The organism is Marinoscillum sp., from assembly GCF_040222955.1.
Lineage (GTDB): Bacteria > Bacteroidota > Bacteroidia > Cytophagales > Cyclobacteriaceae > Marinoscillum.
The window spans coordinates 138,233-161,715 of record NZ_JAVKCA010000017.1; the positions used below are offsets into that span (position 1 = coordinate 138,233).

The 23,483-nt window shown below is 46.6% G+C and carries 16 protein-coding genes; all 16 read right to left on the reverse strand.

Going from position 1 to position 23,483, the window contains the following annotated elements; all coding sequences use genetic code 11:
* Positions 1–52: 52 nt before the first annotated feature.
* The 16 genes from RIH33_RS15065 to RIH33_RS15140 all read right to left on the reverse strand — a co-directional run bounded on the left by RIH33_RS15065 (position 53) and on the right by RIH33_RS15140 (position 23,454).
* Positions 53–964, reverse strand: a complete 912-nt coding sequence (locus RIH33_RS15065; protein WP_406652437.1) for a hypothetical protein — start codon at positions 962–964, stop codon at positions 53–55.
* Complete coding sequence (locus RIH33_RS15070) at positions 961–2,751, reverse strand: AAA family ATPase (protein ID WP_406652439.1); 1,791 nt, start codon at positions 2,749–2,751, stop codon at positions 961–963. The genes RIH33_RS15065 and RIH33_RS15070 overlap by 4 nt, the downstream gene beginning before the upstream one ends.
* 4 nt (positions 2,752–2,755) lie before the next feature.
* On the reverse strand, positions 2,756–3,949 hold the full coding sequence (locus RIH33_RS15075) for a restriction endonuclease subunit S (RefSeq protein WP_406652440.1): 1,194 nt from the start codon (positions 3,947–3,949) through the stop codon (positions 2,756–2,758).
* Positions 3,946–5,400, reverse strand: a complete 1,455-nt coding sequence (locus RIH33_RS15080) for an N-6 DNA methylase (RefSeq protein WP_406652442.1) — start codon at positions 5,398–5,400, stop codon at positions 3,946–3,948. The genes RIH33_RS15075 and RIH33_RS15080 overlap by 4 nt, the downstream gene beginning before the upstream one ends.
* A gap of 71 nt (positions 5,401–5,471) precedes the next feature.
* Entirely contained in the window at positions 5,472–5,846 is a 375-nt protein-coding gene (locus RIH33_RS15085) for a GxxExxY protein (RefSeq protein ID WP_406652444.1), read from the reverse strand.
* Positions 5,847–5,851: 5 nt separating this feature from the next.
* Positions 5,852–7,348, reverse strand: a complete 1,497-nt coding sequence (locus RIH33_RS15090; RefSeq protein ID WP_406652445.1) for an N-6 DNA methylase — start codon at positions 7,346–7,348, stop codon at positions 5,852–5,854.
* Positions 7,349–7,611: 263 nt separating this feature from the next.
* Positions 7,612–8,739, reverse strand: coding sequence for a glycoside hydrolase family 43 protein (locus RIH33_RS15095; RefSeq protein ID WP_406652446.1), 1,128 nt, complete (start codon positions 8,737–8,739; stop codon positions 7,612–7,614).
* Between the two features lie 6 nt (positions 8,740–8,745).
* The gene (locus RIH33_RS15100; protein ID WP_406652448.1) at positions 8,746–10,554 is read right to left on the reverse strand and encodes a glycoside hydrolase family 2 protein; all 1,809 of its coding nucleotides are present in this window, start codon (positions 10,552–10,554) and stop codon (positions 8,746–8,748) included.
* Positions 10,555–10,637: 83 nt separating this feature from the next.
* Complete coding sequence (locus tag RIH33_RS15105; protein WP_406652450.1) at positions 10,638–12,278, reverse strand: AbfB domain-containing protein; 1,641 nt, start codon at positions 12,276–12,278, stop codon at positions 10,638–10,640.
* Positions 12,279–12,408: 130 nt separating this feature from the next.
* Positions 12,409–13,596, reverse strand: coding sequence for a sialidase family protein (locus RIH33_RS15110; RefSeq protein WP_406652452.1), 1,188 nt, complete (start codon positions 13,594–13,596; stop codon positions 12,409–12,411).
* A 47-nt stretch (positions 13,597–13,643) separates the two neighbouring features.
* Positions 13,644–15,437, reverse strand: coding sequence for a T9SS type A sorting domain-containing protein (locus RIH33_RS15115; RefSeq protein ID WP_406652454.1), 1,794 nt, complete (start codon positions 15,435–15,437; stop codon positions 13,644–13,646).
* A gap of 26 nt (positions 15,438–15,463) precedes the next feature.
* Positions 15,464–16,540 (reverse strand): family 43 glycosylhydrolase, encoded by a 1,077-nt coding sequence (locus RIH33_RS15120; RefSeq protein WP_406652456.1) that lies wholly within the window; start codon positions 16,538–16,540, stop codon positions 15,464–15,466.
* 62 nt (positions 16,541–16,602) lie between these two features.
* Entirely contained in the window at positions 16,603–18,132 is a 1,530-nt protein-coding gene (locus RIH33_RS15125) for a RagB/SusD family nutrient uptake outer membrane protein (RefSeq protein WP_406652458.1), read from the reverse strand.
* A gap of 12 nt (positions 18,133–18,144) precedes the next feature.
* On the reverse strand, positions 18,145–21,528 hold the full coding sequence (locus RIH33_RS15130; RefSeq protein WP_406652460.1) for a SusC/RagA family TonB-linked outer membrane protein: 3,384 nt from the start codon (positions 21,526–21,528) through the stop codon (positions 18,145–18,147).
* 123 nt (positions 21,529–21,651) lie between these two features.
* The gene (locus RIH33_RS15135; RefSeq protein WP_406652462.1) at positions 21,652–22,707 is read right to left on the reverse strand and encodes a FecR family protein; all 1,056 of its coding nucleotides are present in this window, start codon (positions 22,705–22,707) and stop codon (positions 21,652–21,654) included.
* A 153-nt stretch (positions 22,708–22,860) separates the two neighbouring features.
* Entirely contained in the window at positions 22,861–23,454 is a 594-nt protein-coding gene (locus RIH33_RS15140; protein WP_406652463.1) for an RNA polymerase sigma factor, read from the reverse strand.
* Positions 23,455–23,483 lie beyond the last annotated feature (29 nt).

Sequence of the window (23,483 nt, forward strand, 5' to 3'; positions counted from 1 at the left end):
GTAGGATTTAAATTCTTAATTCGCGAATCGCGAATTAAGAATTTACTATTTACTACAGGCGTTTGAATTCATTAGTCAAAACGATAAATACCTTCCGATATTTAGGTTTCATGGCTACCTGAAAAACGACATCCATGTGCTTCAACAAATAATCCCAGAAAAATGAGAATTCATTGGAAGGACTTGCCTTTTTCTTGATTTGATTTAAAATATTGAAATATTGTTTTTTTAATCTCTTGTAGGCTCTATCATGATCACTTTCGAATGAATGAACAAACTCAAGTAGAATACCTTTGAGCTGATACGCAATATCCTGAATAGCCTTTTTTCTTTGGATAATCTTCAACTTTTCTCTATTCAGGGCAACAATCTCAATGGTTGTATTTGCTCGTTGGAAATTCAATGTTCCAGGTCTTGGTCTTGCAACCATTTCACCTTTATTATTGAACTTAAAGTAGTAATTCGGATCAAAGGAAGGTTCTTCTGGGTGAATTAAAAGTGGTATTTCATCCCATAATTGAGCACTTAGAAAATGATTGGCATTATGATCAACAACTCCATTATTCAGCGATGGTGAATTGACTCTGTTTCCTCTAATTGGGAATCGATTGCCTTTAACACCCGTTTTATTGCAATCATGACAGGCTGGGATCAGATTGGACCATTCATATGATAACCAATAATACCCTAAATGTTCTTGTTCATTTCTATCTACAACAGCGACTTGTTTTTTTGGTCGATAATGCTCAACCTCAAAATCAGGATCTACGGTTTCGCAGTAGGCACATTTGTTTAAATAGATTCTTGACAATTTATTGATAACGTCCGCACTTCTATAAAAATCGGAGGAAATAGAGTCTTTATCAGGAGTACCTCCATTACATACATTAACAAGGCTTTGATGACACCCAGTGCTTCTTAGTGAATCAGGGATTCTCTGGTATGACTTCTTTACTGATCTCATTTGAAATACTTTGAGTCACTCAATTTTCCTTTATTAAAAAGTTCATCAATCTTTTTATCAACCGCTTTAAAGAGCTTTTTATCATCAAAATGATCGTCAACCACTACTTTATCTTCATTTTCGTTTGATACTGGAATCAATGTATCCATACCAAACACTGGTGATGTTAGCAATGCATTGGGTAATAAATTCTTTAGGTCAATTCCTCTTATTCTCCTAGTTAACACACCCTTTTTTGCAGTCCTTGTTACATTATAGATCACTGAGTTTTTGGGAGCACCCAAAAGTGAAACCGGACTATGTGTTGTAACAATAAACTGAACTTTCGGAAACCACTGAGACAAAATTTCGACAATTTGCTTTTGCATTGAAGGATGAAAGTGAATGTCTATTTCGTCTATTAGTACAACCCCTTTAAAATTGGTTAAATCTGCTTCATCTCGATTCTTATCCAGAAATCTAATGATCAAATCAGAAATTAATGCGACCAGACTTTTTACACCAGAAGCTAATTCATTGAATGATCGTGCCTGTCCATACCCAATATTGTTATTATCCTTTTCAAAAAATCTAACCCTTTTGTCCAATATAAAGTCGCTAAAATCAACGTACTCAAGTTGAGGAATCAGCTCTCCTTTAGTGCTTCCTGCGTCCGTTTGACCAGCATCCTTCTCACTATAAGTAAGCATCTCGTTAAGATAATCTACAGCGTTTTGGAGCCCGTCTAAATTATCTGAGTACACATGGTGTAATTCTTTCAATCCCTTTAAAATCCCATCTGAATAGAAAAGGCTGTACCAATGTTCTGACCTAATATCAGAAGGATAATTCTCATGGTCATCATTAGTTGAAATTAGGCGAGTTGGCCCATATGCTGCAAAAGGTATCGAGCTTAAACTTTGGTTGCGGTTAAGTAACTGAACATCCACTTTTCCAGACTTAATGAAACTCGGAAACAACAGTTCACCATGAAAAAAGGCTGCAGTGATAGCCTTTAGAATTGTTGTCTTACCGCAACCATTTTCTCCAGTCAAAAACACCCAATTACAGCCCTCCGGAATATCAATAACAACTTGCTGTCTGATATCTCCAATATCGTTTATTTTAATCTGAGCTACAACATTGACTATTTCTGTCGGTTCTTTTTTAAGAAATCTATCTCTGTATTTTAGAACACGGTCTAAGTCGTCTCTAAACTCTGAAGGCCATATGAAATCAATTGGCTTATATCCCTCACCCCTATCTTCAATCTCCTGAGTGCCTTGAATATCGTCTCGCTCATTGTACTCTTTCATCGATTGATAATAAGCCTCATGATCATCCTGCTTCTGTTTTACCACTTTATCAATTTGAGGTTTTATATGTACAAGTACTTTATCAAGTACATCTATATAATAGTAATTCCTACTGAATGCCAGTGATATCACATCTCCCCTTATTTCGAGCGTGCCATCAATAATTTTAGAATTAACAATTTCCTCCAGGAGAGGAAAAACTTTCATCAGCGCGAACTCTCGCTTGTTCTTATTATCCTTAGCTGAAAAAAACAAATGGCATCCTCCTTCATGATTAATATTGAGGTAGATGTTGGGTGTCTTATTTTTCCAATCCATTCCAGACCAGAAGGATACTGATAGATACCCATCATTCCCATGAAACCAATAGCCCTTCTCTAGCCTTTGACTATTGTTATTCCTTCGAAGAGTAAAGAAAAAATGATCAGGATTTTTCTCATGCTCCCTTAAGAGTGCTTGGAAAACTTGCTCATGTATTTTCTGTATTTCCATCCCCCTAAAAAATCTGATTGATTAAACTCTTTTGAAGGGATTGGGAATTCCTTAGAACGTTTTGGCAGTCCTTCAAGGAAGAATGTATTAGAGATTTCTCTTTCAAGAATTTTTCTTGAATTCCCATGGACATTTTTGGGACTTTACATTCCTTTACGACTGTGGAATTAATCGTATTAAGACCACTTGTGCTCTTTGCATACCTCTTGAAATAAGTCCTACCAAATGCACTATTGATATATGCTTCCAAAACCTCAGGTAGTATGTCTTTACACCCTGTAACTTTGATTAAATGGTTCTGATGTAAGAGTTCCATTCCATTTGCCCTGAATATGGCAGCACGGCCAATTTCTTCAATATTGGCATGCCCTTCAACGATTAAAACGTCATCTTCTTTCAGCTTGAACTGCAATAATTCTTGTTCTGTACAACCCATTCTTTTGATATCTGTGAAATCAATATAGCCTCTCCCCACATTCGCCACCCTCAAATAATCCACCTGTTTAGGAAGTTCTTTTCTTTTAGAATTCAGTGTGATTCCATACTTAATAGACGCGATATCTGATAGTTTAACAGAGTACTTCAGTTGCGTTTTGAAGAAGGAGAAGATGCAGCTATTTAAAAGTGTCTGCGCCGTAATTTCATGTTTGAGTTGTCCTTCAATCACCTCATCCATGGCCCAGAGTAGTTCGGCCAGCTGGGCTTGCTGGTCTTTGGGGGGAAGGAGGAATTCTTGTTTGGCAAGTGCCTTCCAATTAATGGTTGGAGACAAGGAACCTACTGAAATTTCAATTGCACGTTTCCAAAACATTTCAGACATCATGAAAAATGGTAAGAAATCTGGATTAACGTTTTTAGGCTTTGGCCTTAAAACCATCGAGTGAGCAGAAGCAACAGCATCAAAATCGGCAATTGCAACACGCTTCAAATAAGCATTACGCTTGGCGAAAATTAAATCGCCTTTGTAAATTTTCAGTTTATCTCCAATGAGAGTTGATGTTTCTCCGAATCTTCGAATTTTAAGCGATTCAGTGTCCAAATGTTCAAGTCCGATATAATGCTCTAAACCAGAATTTTTGGGTACAACTTTTTCAACAATATTTTCCACCAAGTCAGAGAATTTCCACTTGACCCATTTAGATCTGTCAATTTTATTCTCTATGGCTTCTGTAATATTGATTTCAGCTACTTCACTCATAATATTTTGAACAGATTATCCATAGATTTTTTCAACTCTTCACTAGACTTTGTCCATTGATTATAAGCAATGGAAGGCTCTAAAATTGAAGTATCACCTGCTCCGGTTACATACAGAGGTATGTTCAGACTAGCCTCCTTTTCTATTACCTCATCGATATCAGCAACATAAGAGAACCCTTCTCTAGGCTCGAAACTCAAGTAAGTGCTGTGAATTTTGGAGATATGTTCAGGCAATAAGTAACTGATGGTTTTTTCTCGTTTTAATTCTTCTCTTGCATCAATAAATAACACTTTTCCTTTATGGCCTGTTGGTTTATTGTTGTTTGTAATCAGGAGACATGATTCCATTATTGAATTGTAGAATAGATTCTTGCCAAGTGCAATCACACATTCCACCAAATCCTGTTCAATCATTTTTTTGCGCATCCCCTTCTCGGAATCTCTAAATAAAACTCCGTAAGGCCATAAAACGCAAGATCTTCCATTCATAGGATTCAAACTCTTCTGAATATGCTGCTGAAAAGCATAATCTGCACAGCCTTGCGGCGGCACACCCCAAAGGTTTCGTCCATACGGGTCATTGGCAAAGCTTTTCTGGTCCCAGGCTTTAATGCTGTAAGGGGGATTGGCCAGGATGACGTTGAAAGTTTTCAATTCATCACTGTGCAAAAAGGCCGGGTGGGCCAGGGTATCGCCCCGCACAATGCTAAACTCCTCTATGCCGTGCATAAACATGTTCATGCGGGCAATGGCCGAGGTAAGCAGGTTAATCTCCTGCCCGTAAAGTTTCAGGGTGCGGTATTCCTTGCCTTCTTCCTTCAGGTGCAGGGCACAGTTAAGCAACAAACCACCTGAACCACAAGTAGGGTCATAGACACTTTCGCCCGGTTGCGGGTCCATAATCAGAGTCATCAGCTTCACCACCGTGCGGTTGGTGTAAAACTCCGCAGCAGTATGTCCGCTATCGTCGGCAAATTCCTTGATCAGGTATTCGTAGGCATTGCCCAGTTTATCGTCTGCCACATTGCTCAGGCTCAGCTTGTGCTGGGAGTAATGCTCTATGAGGTTGGTGAGGGTCTCGTCACTCAGCCGGTCTTTGTTGGTCCAGCTGGCATCCCCAAAGATCCCGTAGAGCGTATCGGGATTGGCCTTTTCGATTGCCCGCATGGCTTCCTGCAGGGCTATACCTACATTGGTAGTGGTTTCGCGAACGTCCTTCCAATGGGCACCATCCGGCACCAGGAAGTGGTGATGCTCAGCAAAGGCGGCATATTCCATGTCGCCATCGCTTTCTTTCAGGGCATTTTCAAACTCTTCGTCATACACATCACAGATACGCTTGAAGAACAACAGCGGAAAGATGTACTGCTTGTAGTCACCCGCGTCGATGGTGCCACGTAGCTGGGTAGCCGCCCCCCAAAGGTATTTTTCGAGTTGTTGTTGGGTCATATCTTATTTATTAACCACAGATTCACACAGATAACCACAGATTTAATCTGAGTGATCCGTGGTGACCGTTTTTACATTATTAGTCTATTTATTCCCTTTTTCATATCCTGCACATTGAAGTTGAGCAACAGCCCCAACTTTAATCCAGATAATTTCAAATACGTCATTAACTGTGCCTTATGAATCGGAGCAATTTCATCCACCGATTTGATTTCCAGAATGATTTGTCCGTTCACCAAGAGATCAATACGATAACCGGCATCCAGTTTTATCTCGTTATAAACCACTGGAAGCGCTTTTTGTCGTTCGATATTCAAGCCTGTTTTTAGTAATTCATGTTCTAAACAAACTTCATAGGTTGATTCCAAAAGGCCGGGCCCCAATTCCGTATGAACTTTATATACACAGCCAATAATCTTATAGGACAATTCATTCAAAGATTCCATCTGTGCTAATCTGCGCTATCTGTGGTGAACTTCATTAGTATCTTCTTAAACTTCACCTCTGCCTGTTGACTTGCTTCCCAAGCAGTTTTCAAATCCGCAAGTGCTTCTTCCACACTCAGCAGGTTGTCTTCAATAACTTTCTCTACATACAATGGAATATTGAGATTGAAGTCGTTCTCCTCAAGGTCTTTGAGATCGGCCACTTTCACATAGTTCTCCACATCCGCATACGATTTGAACCAATCGAATATCTGGTTGACATGCTCTGGTTCCAGATAGTTTTGAGCTCTACCCACGCGTACCTGATCGGAAGCATCGATAAAAAGGACTTTGCCTTTCTTATCAGAATTCTTGTTTTGCTTGAACACCATCACACAAGCCGCCAGTTGAGTTCCGTAGAAGATATTAGGACCCAAACCAATGACCGCTTCCAGCATGTCTTGCTTAATGAGCGCTTGCCTTATTCGCCCTTCTGCCCCTTTTCTAAATAAAGCACCATGCGGCAGTACTACCGTCATTCGTCCCGTGCTATTCATAGACTTGATCATGTGCTGCACCCAGGCCATGTCGCCATTGCCAGCCGGAGGCACTCCGGCAATGTTCCTTCCGTAAGGATCGTTTGCCCAATTCTCAGCGCCCCATTCTTTCAATGAAAATGGAGGATTGGCGATCACACAATCAAAGGTCTTCAAACCATCGGCTTCAAAGAAGGCTGGATGGCGCAAAGTGTCTCCCCTATGAATCTGGAAGTCTTCAATCCCATGAAGAAACATATTCATCCGGGCAATCGAACTGGAGGTTAGATTCTTTTCCTGCCCATATAGCTTTAGCGTACGGAAATCTTCGTCATTGTGCTTAAGGTGGTCAATGCATTCCAGCAGCATTCCACCGGTACCGCACGCAGGATCATAGATGGTTTCTCCTTCGTGTGGGTCGAGTATCAATCCCAGTAAATGAACCACTGATCGCGGTGTATAGAATTCGCCCGCTTTCTTGTTGGTAAGATCTGCAAAGTGCTTGATCAGGTATTCGTAGGCGTTTCCAAGCAAATCTGAATCTACATTGCTATTAGAGAGCTCGTATTGCGAAAAATGCTCGATCAGATCAATAAGCAACCGATCCGAGAGTTTATTCTTGTTGCTCCATTGGGCATCTCCGAATATGCCATAGAGAAATTCCTGATTGGCTTGTTCTATTCCCCGCAAAGCTTTTTCGATAGCCAAGCCCACATTGGAGGTAGTTTCTCTGACGTCATTCCAATGACAGCTTTCAGGAATAACAAACCGGTGGAATTCCGGCAATGACGCATATTCATTGTCTCCATCGGATTCCTCCAAGGCCACACGAAATTCTTCATCATATACATCAGAGATCCTTTTGAAAAACAAGAGTGGAAAGATGTAAACCTTAAAGTCCGAAGCATCTACCGGGCCTTTGAGTATCCAGGCTGCTTTAGACAAATATTGTTCGAGTTGGGAAAGTGTAAGCCTTGTTTTAGTCATTGGATTTTAAAGATAAGAATGAAAAACTTTCAAGTGCCTCTTTTATTTCAGATCACCACCGCCCAGGTCAATTATTTTGGCATTTTTCACACGGCTTCCTCGCTCTCACGGCAGCTATCAGTAGAATTATCGCGATATGCGATAGCTGCCCGAGTATCAGCCTGTACTCGCCCATCAAAACACCAAGCTCCCCCACAAAAAAAGCATCAAGGCTTTCCCTGATGCTTTTGATCTTTTGACTGATGGTAAAAACGGGGCGCTCCCTACCGCAATACCGGATAGGGCTTGGGTGTGGTGGAAGGTCCATCTACCACCAGCTGACCATTTTCTTCTATGCGCAGCTCGTCTATGAACAGCACCCTGTTGTCCCCGCTGGCCGTGGTGCGCCCGTGATAGACGCAATACATTTTGGAGCTGTCGGGCGAAAACAACACCATGTTGTGCCCGGTGCCCGTCACATCACCCCCCTGCTCCACATTCTTTTGCAGCACGGGATTGTTAGCGGCTTTTTGAAAAGGCCCAAGTGGCCCCTCCCCGGTGGCATAGCCCACGGCATAGTTTTTCCCCGCATAGTAGTTGGCCGAGTACATGATGTAGTAAGTACCGTTCTTTTTGAAAGTAAAAGACCCCTCCGTCCAACGGCGATTAATCTCCTGTGCGGTGACCGATCGGCTCTCCCACTCGGCCTGCTGATCATCCATCTTTACGGGGGGACGCAGCAAGAGTACCGGCTCCCCGATCACCCCACTGAAATCCGGCTTCAGCTCCACACCATAGACCCAGCTCTCCTCAATCTCTTCGTACCAGCCCTTCTCCCGGGCCCAGTCGGCCACCTCACTCTCCACCGGATGCTTGTAGCAGGCACGGGAATAGTACAGGTAGTTTTTCCCGTCATCGTCCACAAAAACATTCGCATCGATGATCGGATAACCGGTGTTGAAAACAGGGCGATCGTACATGTCCACAAAAGGTCCTGTGGGACTGTCCGCCACCGCCACGCCAATCATGAAGTTTTCCTCCTCATTGGTGGGGTTTTCCTTCCACTGCGCACTGAAAAAGATGTAATACTTATCGCTGCGTTTGTAAACCTCCGGTGCCCAAAACCACTTCTCATTCCACGAACTGTCCGTATTTCCGGTGTACACCTGCCCTTCAAATTTCCAATCTACCAGATCTGTGGAGGAGTACGTGGCAAAGCCATCCTTTGCGCCACCCCCGGTGCCATACATGTAGTAGGTGCCGTCCCCATTGTCCAGTATGTAGGGGTCCCCAAACTCCACATTGATGGGGTTGCTGTAGGTTTTGGTAGTGGCCTCTTGTTTGGGAGGTGTGGAGCAGCTCAGGCCAAAGGCCAGAACCGCCGCAATGGTCAAATTGTGTGAATAGTTCATTTGCTTTTATTTCTGAATGGCATTGATAACCGCCTGATTGGCTTTTCTTACTTCTTTTTCGTCCAGCTTGATCACCTTCCGGTCATAGGTCATCAGGCCGTTTACCTCCACTTCCACGTCGGTCGTCTGGGTATAAATGGCGGCAGAAAATCCGGATTTTGCCATGTCGGCCAGCTGCCGTGCGTACTCCACATATTTATCCGTTACCTCTTTGGAGGTTTTAAACTGTACGTAGCCCCAGTTTCTGTCGGGTTCCCAAAGGTGATCTTTCAGCGGCAACCCAATCCCGCCATACTCACCCAGGACTGTAGGTCGCTGTGCATCGTACAGGTACATTTCCGGTCCCGGATAATTATGCAGGTCCAGCATAGAACCTACCTGAAAATGATTGCCCCCACTTGCCGGATTCACCAGTCTGGAGGGATCATAGGCCATATTCCACTCCACGATTTCCCGGGTTTTGAACTGACCCCAGCCTTCATTGAAAGGCACCCAGCAGACAATGCTTGGATAAGAATAAAGGTAATCCATAATCTCCTTCCATTCCTTGCGGTAAATGGCTTCAGACGCTGCGGTACGTTGTAATTCCGTGCCGGTAAAGTACTGACGGTTTTGCCAGATGGGCTGATCGTCGCCATTGGGCATATCTTGCCACACCAGCATGCCCATCCTGTCGCAGTGGGTATACCACCTGGCTGGCTCTACTTTCACATGTTTTCGGATCATATTGAAACCAAAATCCTTGGTCTTTTGAATGTCGTAAATGAGGGCCTCCTCAGTGGGCGCAGTGTACAGACCATCGGGCCACCAGCCCTGATCCAGGGGGCCAAACTGGAAGTAATCTTTGTTGTTGAGTTGAAGTCTGACGATCCCTTTTGCATCTCGCTGGGTGGAGATCTTTCGCATGGCGAAATAGCTCTTCACCTCATCCTTCACCACTCCATCGCTGAGGAGGGCTACCTCCATATCATAAAGAAATGGTGACTCGGGAGACCAAAGCTTAGGTGACGGCACGGCAATCACCGCCTCCTGTCCCGCAGCAACTTTCACAGTGTTGATCACATTAGCACCATCCAGTACTTTTATCTCTATCAGGTCTCCATAAGAACTCCCCCGGGTAGCCACTTTCACGCTAAGGGTATTGTCATCAATGTTGGGATTGGTTCGAATATCCAGAATAGACGTAGCATTCACCGGCTCCAACCAGACCGTCTGCCAGATGCCTGTCACCGGGGTGTACCAGATGCCTCCGGGCTTGTTCACCTGCTTCCCTCTTGGCTGAGGGCCGTCATCCGTAGGATCCCATACTTTGACGGTCAGCTTTTGCACACCATCTTTCAGATAGGGAGTGATGTCAAATGAAAACGGCGTATAACCACCTTCATGCATTCCTATTTTAATGTCGTTGACGAACACCTCCGCGCGCCAGTCCACCGCACCAAAATGGAGCAAAATGTTTTTATCCTTCCAGGCTGATGGCACCTCGAAGGTGCGATTGTACCAAACCACATTTTCCGCACCCACCATTTTCTGTACCCCGGACAGACTGGACTCCACCGCAAAAGGCACCAGGATTTGCTCACTGTAGGCCTGAGGTTCCCCGGCATTGCGTTTGACTATGGCAAAATCCCACAATCCGTTCAGGTTTTTCCAGTCGGTCCTGCTCATGATCGGACGTGGATACTCGGGCAACACATTGTCGGGATTCACCTCGCTGGCCCATTTGGTCTTGATTTTGTCGCCCGCCGGCTTCCACTGTGCACTTGCACCACAGAGGCCCAGGGCCAGGATTAATGTCAGTATGTTTCTCATCATGATCTTATTCATTCTATATTCTAAGGTAATAAGCGAATCCCTTTGCTACCTGTGGAGCAAGGGATTCGTCAGTTTCTATGTTATTATTTCACCATAAATGTATCCCCGCCGAGTAGTTGTCCACGGTCGTCGGTCACACGCAGCACATACTGCCCTGCACCAAGACCTGACCGATCCAGTTGATAGGAATTAACTCCCGTCTCAACATTCTCCCTGTTCACCTGCCGCACAAGGGCTCCGCTCAGATCATAAATACTGATCTGCGCAGAAGTGGCTGCTTCAAGTGCATTGAATGCAATGTAAAATTCATTGCCTTGCACCGGATTGGGATATATTTTAAAATCACTGGGTTTCACTTCGCCAAAGTCTGCCACCACATTCACATCCGTGACGTCTTCGAGGACTACTGTGAGTACCATCCCGTCCGTATCTGTGTCCGGGTTATCACTTACACGATTGCCTTCCAGATATCCCCCCTGCAAAGTGAGGCGCCCGATGGCAATCCTTCGTACGGGTGTCCCGGCCCTATTGCTATTCACGGCGATGTAATCGTCCACAGTAGAGGCATGACCTAATCTGAACAAATATTGGTCGGCATTGGGAAAATTCACTTGCCCCTGATACGTCCAGTTTTGTCCATCGCCAGTGGCCCAGTTGGTACCATAGGAATCATTGTAGTAGAATCCTCTGGCATAAAGCATCACTTTACCTACACCGGTGACATACCCTACAAAAGGCGCTTCAGAATAATTGGTAAGTCCGTTCACCATCCGGTGATTGGCAGAACTGCGTCCATTGTTGGTAAGGTCCGCCATGAATGCACCACCTCCCACAGAGCCACCATAGTAGATGATGTTGCCGTCAATGCCCGCGTCGATCACATCCGTACAGCCACCCGCACCATCATGTACTACCTCCACTTCATTGGAAAACCCGGAATTGGGGTTATTGGAAAAGGCCACGTAGATGTTGTTGTCATCCGGACCTCTGGTATCTCGGGCATTGAAATACATCCGGTATTCACTACCCACTTTCACCACCGCTGGCGCCCAGCCATTCACCAGGTGTGGAGGCATGGTGAAAGCGGTGGTAGCATACCAGCTTCCCTTGAGGTTGTTATTGTCATAGGGTCTCATGCATCTGATCACTCCCCCCTGATTGGTGACGTAGATGCGATAGTTGCCATCGAAGTTGGTGATCTCAGGATCGGCACCCTCAAAGGCATCTACCATGGCACCACCCCCAACCGGACGCTCATGAAAAGTGGCATCAGCAGGCAATCCGCCTGGGTTTTCGCTGTATAAAAGGCCATTTCGATGGCGGATGTAATTGCCCCCAAAGTTGTAAGACTCAATTGACACGCCGCCACCAGCCAGTCCGCTTCGCATCCACCAGGTAGCATCCTGGTGAAAAATACCCGAACCATCATTCGGCTCCAGCCAGATCTCGCCATTTTTATGTCGTAAAAAGCTCCCGGGAAAATTCACAGACTCCAGTGAAATGGCAGACCCATTGGCCAGCCCCGGTACGATTCTGAATTCGGAATCCTGAAACGGATTCACATTGGCATCTATTCGTCCACGGCTGTAAGCATGGCGTATATAATTGCCCGGGAAGTTATGCGACTCAAACCTGGTGGTTTGAGCATATAAGTCAGCGCCGAAAGCACCCATGACGACCATCACCATAAGGATGATCCTGATTTGTAATTTCTTAAGTTTCATAGCGTTCGTTTTGAAATGAAAAAATCTTTCTGGCGCATAACACAGAAACAACAATTAGCCGTAATAATGGGCGGCCCCTTGGGCCGCCCGTGGATTCCACGTTTTAAGCAAAATCCTGCCTTAGTATCTTCTACTTTCTCACCACCTCGCCGGTCACCCAATGAACCTCCGTATGCCCATCAGGAAAATACCTGCTGCCCAATGCGATGATTGTTTGTTCATCTAGCACATGCAGCGCATTGAAAAACGCGCCCTCATCCGCAGGAAGGTCCGGGAAAGGGTGGGACACATTTGAAAAGTTTCCAGCCTCAGCATCACCTATCAGCACATACATGGTGTTCCGCTTCCAGTCAGGGCCTATGTCCGTACCGCCGGTATCATGGCATGAAAGAATGGTCTCCCCGGTGGGCAGCTGCACCAAATAAGGGCCGCCCCCGAAATTCACGAGGGTTTTGGGTGCCGCCAGTCTTTTGCTGATGTCTTCAGGACTTTGGAAGCGTGCGGATAACGAAGAGCGAAGTATCCATGGAGAATCCCTGTTATTCACGGACTCAATGGCAAAAGCAATTCCCCTGGCATCTTTCAGCACCAGAGGCACTGGCATGCCATCGCGCATTCCGGAGGTGTAGGCCACAGACCTGGGCAGGCTCCATGAGCCGCCTTCATTTTTTGAAGTGACCATGAGGATCTCCTGCTGAGTCTGATCTGCCGGCACCACCTGCCACCATCGGGCTTCACTGGAGTAGAAAAGGAGCACCTCCCCATTGGGGTGCTGCACCATGGCCGGCTCCCATGATCGGCCAGTGGCCACAATTCTCGGGGCACTCCATGTGGTGCCCCGATCATCGCTGTACATGAACTGGATATTGTCATGCTGGTTATCATCTGGCCTGCCACGCCCGGTAAAAGCCATTAAAATCCGCCCGCTCCTGAGTTCCAGAAATTCCGGATTGGCAAAGCCCCAGTAATTGGGGTTATTGTCAGCCATCAGTACCTCCTCGCTGGTCCAGGTAGCTCCCCGGTCAAAACTTTTTCTCAGATAGATGTTGTCCCAGGCGTTTTGTTCATCGCCCCCATGGTAAGCCAAAAACAAAGTATCGTCGCCCAACTGCAACATTCGCGGGTATTCTGCCCCGAACACTTCATGGGAGACTTTCACCGGCTCTCCCCAGCTAATGTGCGAAATGGGTGCTCCCGGCTTTGAGTATTCGATGACCCAGGTGGTGGTATCCTCCTCTTCTTCCTCGGGAGGCTTCACAGTGGGGTTTTCATCCGGTACACAAGACCAGATCACCAACAATAACCAAAGTAAGGACATAGCTTTCAGGCTGTTTTGATACTTCATCCGTCTTTCCCTTCGGAGTACTATTGGACAATCACTTTTTCCGAAGTATAATGTCCGTCGGCATGCAATGCCCGCACGATGTAAATCCCTGCGGTCATGGGCAGCCTGATGTTTTGAGTGCGCTCTGTCACATCAACAGCTCTGACCAGTTTCCCATCCAGCGTTAAAACATTGAGCTGCCGAATTTGATCATTTACCCGGACCTGTATCTGACCATGATTGGGGTTTGGATATATGAGTGCATCAGTCTTCAATGCAGCAGACAAAGGCCCTCCTTCCAAATGACTGAAGTTGTCTTTGGCGAAAGCCGACCCGACAAAACTGTGATCGATGGCCTGAACTCCCCATCTGTATTCCCCATAAGGGAGGCCTTTTACTGTCCAGCTTTTATTCAGCTGCATGTTGCCTTTTTCCTGCACAGTGAGTTTACCGGAGGTGGTATCTGCCAGTGGGTAGTAGAAATAGTTTCCTTCAGAATCCACCAAAAACAGGTTGTAACTCAGAGAAGCAGCGGGTGTGGAATCGTCTGTAGCTTCATCCCAGCTAAAGGTCACGGCTTTTCCGTTGGCCTTGGCCAGTAAATTAGCTGGTGGTGCCGGAGCGGCATTGGTACCGGCCGTAGTGTTTTCTATCACCAGGGCCACATTCCTATTGTAGGCGGAGCCCTCTCCGTTCCAGTTATTTCCTGAGTAGCCGTTGATGATCAGGTCCAGGTCTCCATCGTCATCCAGGTCCGAAATAGCCACGGCACTCTCTGAAATACCCGGGAGGGTGGCGTTGTAGTCAGCTGCCGCAAATGTCCCTGAAGTGTTAATAAAAAAAGCAGTTCGCTGTCCCCCTTCATCCGGATTCCATCCGGTCAGGATTACATCCAGGTCACCGTCGTTGTCCCAATCGGCAAACCGGGAGGCATCAGACGGACTGAACGCCCCAAAGGGTTGGAAAACGGCCGCCTCTGTGAAAGTACCCCCTGTATTTTTATAGAGACGATAGATCATGTCGTTGTCCTCTCCGGAATTGACATAGCCCCACCCGCCAATCAGCAGGTCCAGGTCACCGTCACCATCATAATCTCCCCAATCAGAGGAACCCGGCCCTTTCGCAACGATGCCAGGGTCTGATTCCGTGAAAGTGCCCCCATCATTGATAAAGAGGCGCGCAAAGCGGGCATCGATGCCCTCTTCATAGCCAGCCATCACCCAGAGGTCCAGATCACCATCAGTATCCACATCTACCGTGCTCACCTTGGGGTCTATAAATTTGTAGGTGTCAAACGGCGACTCTGAAGAAAACCCTCCGGATCCGTCTCCAAAGTAGATTTTCGGTCGTTGGTCTTCAATGTTGTGGTTTCCAAAAACCAAAATATCCGCATGACCATCATTGTTGAGATCTGCAATACCGGAAGAAGGTGCAATATGCGCCAGGCTGCTATAGTAATCATCCAGCGCAAGCTCGCCTTCTTCATTAGTAGAATAGAGGTTCACAATGACCGAATCCGCAAATCCGGACTGAACAGCATCCAACTGACCATCTCCATTCACGTCTCCAAAAGTCACCGAAGTAATCGCCGAAGGAGCAAAAGGTGAGGCTACTTTCTCAAAACTCATCTCTCCATTGTTGCGAAACAACTGCGCAAATTTTCCGTCTGGGTTTTCTCCGATGATTAGAATATCCCGATCTCCATCGGCATCAATATCGACTGCCGAAATGCTGGACTTCTGCACATCGAAATCCAGATCATGAATGGCATCCTGAGCCCTCAGGCCCGTGCCCATGATCATTAATGTTATCACTATTATCAACTTAGCTTTCATTGCTTTTAGGTTTATTTAGTAATTGACTAGTACTCGCCAGAAGGCCTGGTAAGCTTCTGGTAAAGGGGGTGAGGCACTCCAAAATCAGGAAGGCCTTGCTCGTCCCAGGTAAAAGGCTGAATACGGATGGATCTTGCTCCTCCACAGCCCTGACCCTCGAAAGGGTTGGCGTGGTAGATAATCCAATCCTCTGTGCCATCTACCGATTTAAAAAATCCATTGTGACCCGGCCCAAAGGCATTGCCTGATGGATTCTGACTAAATACAGGATTCGGCGACTTGACCCAGGAATCAGGCTTCATCAGGTCGGCATCCGTAGCAGCAGTCAGCATTCCCAAAGCATAGCCATCGGTCCAGCAGCCTCCTGCAGAGTACACCATGAAGAGTTTGTTGTCCTTTTTCAAAACCTGCGGACCTTCCACTACTGTGGGGTCGGTACCATTGGTCTCCCACGAAAGCTCGGGCTTGGTCAATAGCACCCGCTCACCTGTAGCCGTATAGGGATCAGTCATCTTGCAGATATAGAGGTCCTGCCGCCCATTGGTGGCACCCGACCAACCTGACCAGAGGTAGTAGAGCTGGCTTTCATGCTCAAAAATAGTCCCATCAATGGCCCAGCGATTGTCGGGGAGCTTCAGTTCCCCCTTATCCACCCATTGACCAACGGTAGGGTCGGCATTGGCATTCTCAAGGACAAACATGCGGTGGTTATCATTGTTGCCATCATCGGCAGCATAGTAGATATACCATTTATCTCGAACAAAGTGGATCTCCGGTGCCCAGATGTTACGCGAATTTGGCCCACTTGCAGGGGGGGTCCATACCACCCGTTGAGAAGCACCAGACAGGTCAGACATCACATCTGTTTTGTAGAGGGTTACATTGATCCCGGTCGTAAATGTGAGGTAGTAATGGTCATCTTTCTGGAAAACCCATGGATCGGGTCCACTGGTATGAATGGGATTGAGAAACAGGGAATCCACTGTGGGCTCTTCCTTAGGCGGATCCTTATCAATTTTGGGTGATCCCTCTTCGGCACAGGCTGTAAGCCCGAGCAACAGGATTCCTACAAGATGAACCAAAATGGCTCTCAGCATTTGCATGATATCATTGGTTTCGTTTTGAAAAAGAAATACGCCCGGGCGATAGTGCCCGGGGCATTATTTTACCATTTCGGATTTTGCTCCAAATTGGGGTTAGCGTCTATGTCCAACTGTGGGATAGGCAACAACTCATGTTTACCTACTTCGAAGTTGGCAAAGGCAGGATCATTTACCGCCAGCCCGGGGCCCAAATCGCCCCATCGGGCCAGGTCATTCCATCGGTGACCTTCGCCAGCCAGCTCCAGCAAACGCTCATGTTTCAACTGCTCCAAAAACGCAGCCTGGTTAAGCCCGGGGCTGGCCACAGAAAGGGACTGAAGTCCCACCCGCTGACGCACCCTGTCCACATGCGGATATGCTGCAGCAGTGCTCCCGGTGGCATTCAGACACTCTGCGTACATAAGCAGTACATCGGAGTACCTGATGTATCGGTAGTTATTGGGAGACCGGTATCCCTCCTGGTTTTTCCAGTGGTCGTTCAGGAATTTTCGCACCCAAACACGCTTGCTATCAGCACTGGTGCCATACCGGCTACTGAATGACTGCCCATAGATCATCGTGGCGTCAGGCCCATTGATGTCTGTGGAATCAAACAGAAAACTCGCAGCCACCCGGGGATCTCTGTTACCAGAAACGGTGAGTTCATCAAATTCATAGATGATCCATCGGCGTGCTTCTGCATCGGACCAACCGATACCCACCGGAGCGGTAAACTGAGCCAAAGAAGTACCGTAGTTATGGTTTGGTGTCTGGATGTCATTGTCTGTAAACTCATTGGGGTTCTCAGCAAATTGCCATTCAAAAACAGATTCCACGTTGTTTTCGGTGGTAATCAAAAAGTTATCCCGGTAATTGGCTACCAGGTCATAGATATCTCTACCTTCACCATCCACAAGCCATTGCAAAGCCGGTAGTGCTTCATTGTATTGACCAAGCTGCATATGTGCTTTGGCCAGTAATGCGTAAGCAGCACCCTTGGTCACACGACCCAGATCCGATGCATCTGCATATCTGGCAGGCAACATTGGCACCGCGAGTTCCAGGTCAGCAATAATTTGTTCAAACACTTCCGCTTGAGTACTGTTAGGTGGGTAGTCTTGCGGCTCTGACGTTTTCAGCAATACCGGTACATTTCCATAAAGGGTACCCAGGTGATAGTAAAACAGGGCCCTGAGAAAATAAGCCTGCCCCAACAGGACGTCCTTCTCACTCTCCTCCATGTCGATACCCGGAACATTGTCCAGCACCTGATTGGCACGGAAAATACCTACATAATTGTCTGCAAATACTCCTGATACCGGGTCGAAATTGTAATCCGGCTGAATGAACTTATCCAGTGCATTGGCCAGGTCAGTCCAGGGGCTTCGGCTTTCGCCAATGTCTGCCCGGGTGGAGTACAGCATAGGCATCCATCGGGATATCGATCCTTTATGCAAAGTACTGTAGATCGCATTCACGCCCTTTTCGGCATCTTCGCCTGTTTCCCAAAACAGTCCCACATTGGGTTCATTGGGGTTTTCAATGTCCAACTTATCTTCACAGCCGAAACATCCCCCTCCTATGATTGCTATATAAATGAATAATTTTTTCATGATCGTGCTGGTTTAAAATTGAAATTGAAGTCCTAAAGAATAAACCCTGCTCGATGGCCAGTTGCCCGCATCAAAGCCGCGCTCAAGAATTCCATTGCCCACCACGTCAGGATCCAACCCCGAATACTTGGTGAATGTGAGGAGGTTCTGCCCGCTCAGATAGAGCCTTGCATTTTGAATGCCCGTCTCTCCGAATAAATTATCGGAGAAATTGTACCCCAACTCAAGATTTCTGATTCGCAGATAAGAGCCATCCTCCAGCCACCGGGTACTGTTGGAAGCATTTTGCGAAAGCGCCACATCGTCGGTGGCCACCCCAATTCTCGGATCGCTGGTGTTGGGATTTTCTTCTGTCCATGGTTGGATGTCACTCCTGAAGTTGGTGTTCTGATAGCCATCCAGCACCTGTCTTACCCCATTGTAAATGGTGTTGCCAAATACGCCAACAAGCTGGAGATTTAGGGTGAAGTTTTGATAAGAAGCATTAAACTGACCACCGGCCTGAAGTGTCGGCCATGGTGATTTTCCACTATAGTCCCGGTCGTCTTCTGTGATTTGTCCATCGCCATTTACATCCACAAAGCGAATGTCTCCGGGCTGGGCAGCCGGCTGGATGACCGTACCATCCTCCGTGGTGTGATCCAGTACTTCCTGCGCACTCTGGAAGATTCCGGCAGTCTTCAGCAGATACCACTCCGAGATTGGCCTTCCAATCTTGGATCTGGTCAGGCCAGTTGGGATATAGTCAATCCCTTCGCCCTGATTTCCCACGTCTTCCACTTTGTTTTTGATGGTGGTAAAGTTGACTGAAGCGTCCCATTTGAAAGCACCTTCACGCTTGCGATAGGCTGCGCTCACTTCCAGGCCCCGGTTCCGAATGGAGCCCGCATTGACGAAAGGATTTCCTCCCAGGTTACCCAGGTACTGAGGCAATGGAATCTGCAAAATAGCATCCTGTGAAAGGGAATTGTACCACTCAGCTGTGAACAGAATGCGATCATCCAATAAGCCTGTCTCAATGCCCACATTTTGCGAAATTCTGGTTTCCCACTTCAGCTGTGTATTGGCAATTCGGGCCTGGTAAGCCCCTACGTTGGCCGCCTGATCCGGCCCAAAAATAGCCCTGGGGTTACTATTGAGATTGCCCAGGTAATCCCATGAGCCCACCTGACCCGGGATCACTCCCAGTCGGCCATAAGAGGCAGTCAGCTTCAGGTTGGAAATCAACGGCACATTGAAAAAACTTTCTTCACTGATCCTCCATCCGGCAGCTATGGATGGGAACACCCCGGTGCGATAATCTTCGGCAAAACGCGAGTTTTTATCAATTCTGCCAGTTAGGGTCAGTAAGTACCGGTCATCATACACATAATTAACCCTACCCATATAGCCCAAAATGAAGTTGTCCAGGGTTCTGGAACCACTCGCCGTAGGATCTCCGGTAGCCGAGTTGATGGTGTTGAGGTACTGGCCGTTGAACTGCTGTAACTCACTTCGCTGGGCGAAGGTCTCTTCGCGCTGAGAAGACTGCTGTGAGATACCAACCACCGCATTCAGCGAGTGCTTCCCAATCTCTTTGTTGATGTTGAGTGTGTGTTCGAAGAGTTTGCTGAACCAGGTAGACCGGGTGTCCGCTACAGAACTGGGGTACACAGCCGCATTAAACGACCACACTCCATCTTTTCTCAGGTATTTGGAGTAATCAAAGCTGGCCTCCAGTCCGGCGTTGAATTTGTAACTGATCCAGTCGGCAATTTTCACATTGATGTAGGCATTTCCCACCAGCTTGGAATATTGGTTATTTCGCTGACTCAAATCCAAAATGGCCACCGGGTTCCAGGCATAGGAAGGTGCATTCACGGAGCCTATTCCCCATCCTCCAGGGTTACCTTCTGAAACGTAATCTTCACCTTGCACCGGGATCACCGGTAGCAGTTGTGGCATATCGTAAAACGGGTTTCCCGCATCGGGCGTATTGTTAATAGAATGGGACAATAGGATGTTCTCCCCGAAGGTCACCCGGCCGATTTTGCTGGTACTGTTTACCCTGAAACTGTACCTTTCGAAATCCCTTCCTTTCAGGACCCCTTCGTTTTCAAAGAAACTTCCGGAAATCATATAAGTACCACTACCAGACCCGCCAGAGAGACTCAGGTTGTAGTCCTGCAACGTCCCCATTCGGATGATTTCATCCTGCCAGTCGGTATCCACAGTAGGGTCAAAGTCTGCACCTACGAGTGCAGGTGGTGTTAAACCGGAGTTCTCATATTGTGCCGTTTGCATGGCTGCAAATTCGGTACTGTTCATTACGTCCCACCGGTTGGGTAATTGTTGCACCCCCTTTTTGCCGGAAAAGCTCACCTTCATGGGACCTTCCTTGCCTTGCTTGGTGGTAATGATGATCACACCATTGGCCGCTCTGGAACCATAGATGGCTGCCGCAGAGGCATCCTTTAAAATCTGAATGGATTCAATGTCGTTGGTGTTGATGGTGGGGTTGGCATCTGCCAACATTCCATCTATGACATAAAGTGGATTAATGTCTGCAAAACTACCCACTCCCCTGATTTCAATAACTGAGGACTGACCCGGTGCGCCTCCGTTTCTCACGGTGATACCCGGCGCCAGGCCCTGAATGGATTCGGCCAGTGAGTTGGCGGTGACTCTCGCAGAAGATTCCGGGCTGATAATGGCAGTGGATCCTGTGAGGTCTTTCTTTTGGACGGTTTGATAACCAATGACCACCACTTCCTGCAGACCCTGAAAATCGGGCACCAGCGAAACATTCACCTCAGTGGCTCCGGCGATACTTACCTCCTGAGTGACATAACCCACAAAAGAAATGACCAAAACCTGTGCAGTTTCCTCAACCGAAAGGGTAAAGTTTCCCTCTATGTCCGTAATGGTACCCTGTGAGGACCCTTTAATGGTGATGGTGGCTCCGGGAAGTCCTTCTCCATTCTCATCGGTCACTCTTCCTTTGATGGTAACCTCACCTATGATCACCTCCACCTCATCCCGGGTAAAGGGCGCCTTCTTTTTCTGTGTACTAATTACATTATTGACCTGGCGAAAAGTGAGCCCGTATTCCTTGGATAGAAAGAGCAAAAACTCCTCTACAGTAGCTCCCTTGCTGGCATAGGTCAGGCGTTTCTGGTTTTTGTCCAACACGCGGTGGTCATAAGAGAAAGTCAAGTCTGTCAACTGCTCTACAGTGGAAAAACTCTCAATCAATTCCGCTTCATTGAAGGTGAGGTTCACATAGATGTCCTTGACACTCTTATACTGAGCATTTCCATTATTGGCAAACAGCACGGTGGCAAAAACCGCCTGTATCATAAAAATTCTAAGCATCCAGTTCATTAAATACAGGGATTGCTGTATAAATATTTTCATATATTTACATGTTTAATAATGTCCAATTGTTAAACTATTTTGTGATTACGTCACGCCAATGGGTAATCACATCTGAAGGTTTTCGGCTTCCGAAAGCCTTCTTTTTTTTAGTCGTTATTCATCTCATAATATGCTGGGTTTGATCACAACTTCTTTATTCTTTATCTGAAAGGTAAAATCCTCTGCATAACCTATGCTTGTCAGTACCGCATGTAAAGTCTGGCCATCAAAACTCCCCGAATAGTTCCATCCTTCATTCAGCTCTCCTTCTATTCGAAAGTTGACTCCATACCACTTTTCCAGCTTGTCAAACACTTCAGCCTGATCGCATCTGAGGAAAAAAAGCACATCATCTTTCCAAGCTATCTCACCGTACTCATACCGCACTATATTTCCGAGGGTGCCGGCCAATGCCTTCACCATCTGGCCCGGTTTGAGCAATACCTGCTCCTGACTACCGATGGAGGTGACCGAGACCTTTCCGGTGACGAGTGACACCTTAGTAGGATCACCTTCCACCGAATAGATATTGAAAGATGTACCGAGGGCCTGAGTGACCGTGCCACCCGCGACTACCCTGAATGGCCTTAATGAATCTTTAGCCACTTCAAAGAATGCTTCTCCCTTTAGTTCAATCACTCTGCTGGTATCGCTGAAGTACTTCTGATATTTGATACTACTTCCTGAGTTAAGCTTCACCTTGGAACCATCATTGAGGTGAACCATGAGCTTCTGGCCATTGCGGGTATTTCTCACTTCTACTTCCTGTGATACACTTTGCTCTGCCGGTGGGTACTCATTGGCCAGGTAGTACCCCAGGGCCCCTACAAAGAGTAAAGCCAGACACGCCGCCGCCAAAGACCGATACCAATTGGATGAAGTGGGCTTCTCCTGATAAGTACCGAACTCATCTCTGACGTCTGAAGCTCTTATTCTGATGTCGATTCTATCCTTGAGGTTTTCTATTCGCTTATTATCCTCCTGGAACTCTCGAAATTGAAGTTGTTGGATAATTTCTTCCGCCTTGCCGGCCTCCTCATTGAGCCTCTGGCTCTCTACCAGACGGGCATTCCAGGGATTCGACGCTACCTTCCCGCCCTGAATCCAGGAAATGAAGGACTCATCCAGGAGCAAGTCCTCCAGGTTATAATCATCGTATTTTTTCTTCCAGGTCTTCACGTAGGTATTTCTGCTTTTATACCCTAGAGATACAGACCCTGCTCAGATTACTCCCTGTAAAAGAAGGTATTTTTAAATATTTACAATAAATTCAATGATATGAGATCGTTAAAACAATAAATGCAAAGTTTAAGGTAAATAATTGAATTATTTTCAATAAACAAGCAAGGCTATAAATACCGCCAGTTTCAGCATCCCTCTGAGATTGTGCATGGCCTTGGAAAGGGCGTTATAGAGCTGTTTTTTGTCCAGCTCCAGGATGTCGCCAATCTCATCAAAGGTGAGTCCGTTGAAATATTTTAGATACACGATCTCCTTTTGGAGCGGGGATAGCTTGTTTAAACACTCCATTACGGCGGAGGTTGGTTGATATTGCCCAGTCGGGAAAAAGGGATTGGGATCTATCAGGTCTTCAAAAGCACCCTCCGATTCAGTCAGACTCCTGCGCTTCTTTTGGTTTTGGAGTTCCCTCACTATTCTGTGCTTGAGCGCCTTCATCAGATAAAATCGAATGGTACGTACTGCACCAAGCCGGTCTCTCTTAATCCAAAGATCTACGAAAAGGTCCTGAACGCAATCATCGACCAGGGTGGAATCGGGTGTTAAGTGGCGCCCATAGGCCAAAAGAGCTGGTACCTGAGAGTAATAGATATAATCCAGAGCATTCCTATCGCCTGTGCACAGATCCTGCCAGAGGTCCTGATCCCTTCGCACACTATAAGCAATATAGAGTTCTCTAGACTTCATTAATTCTATGGTAATTCAGATGGTAAATA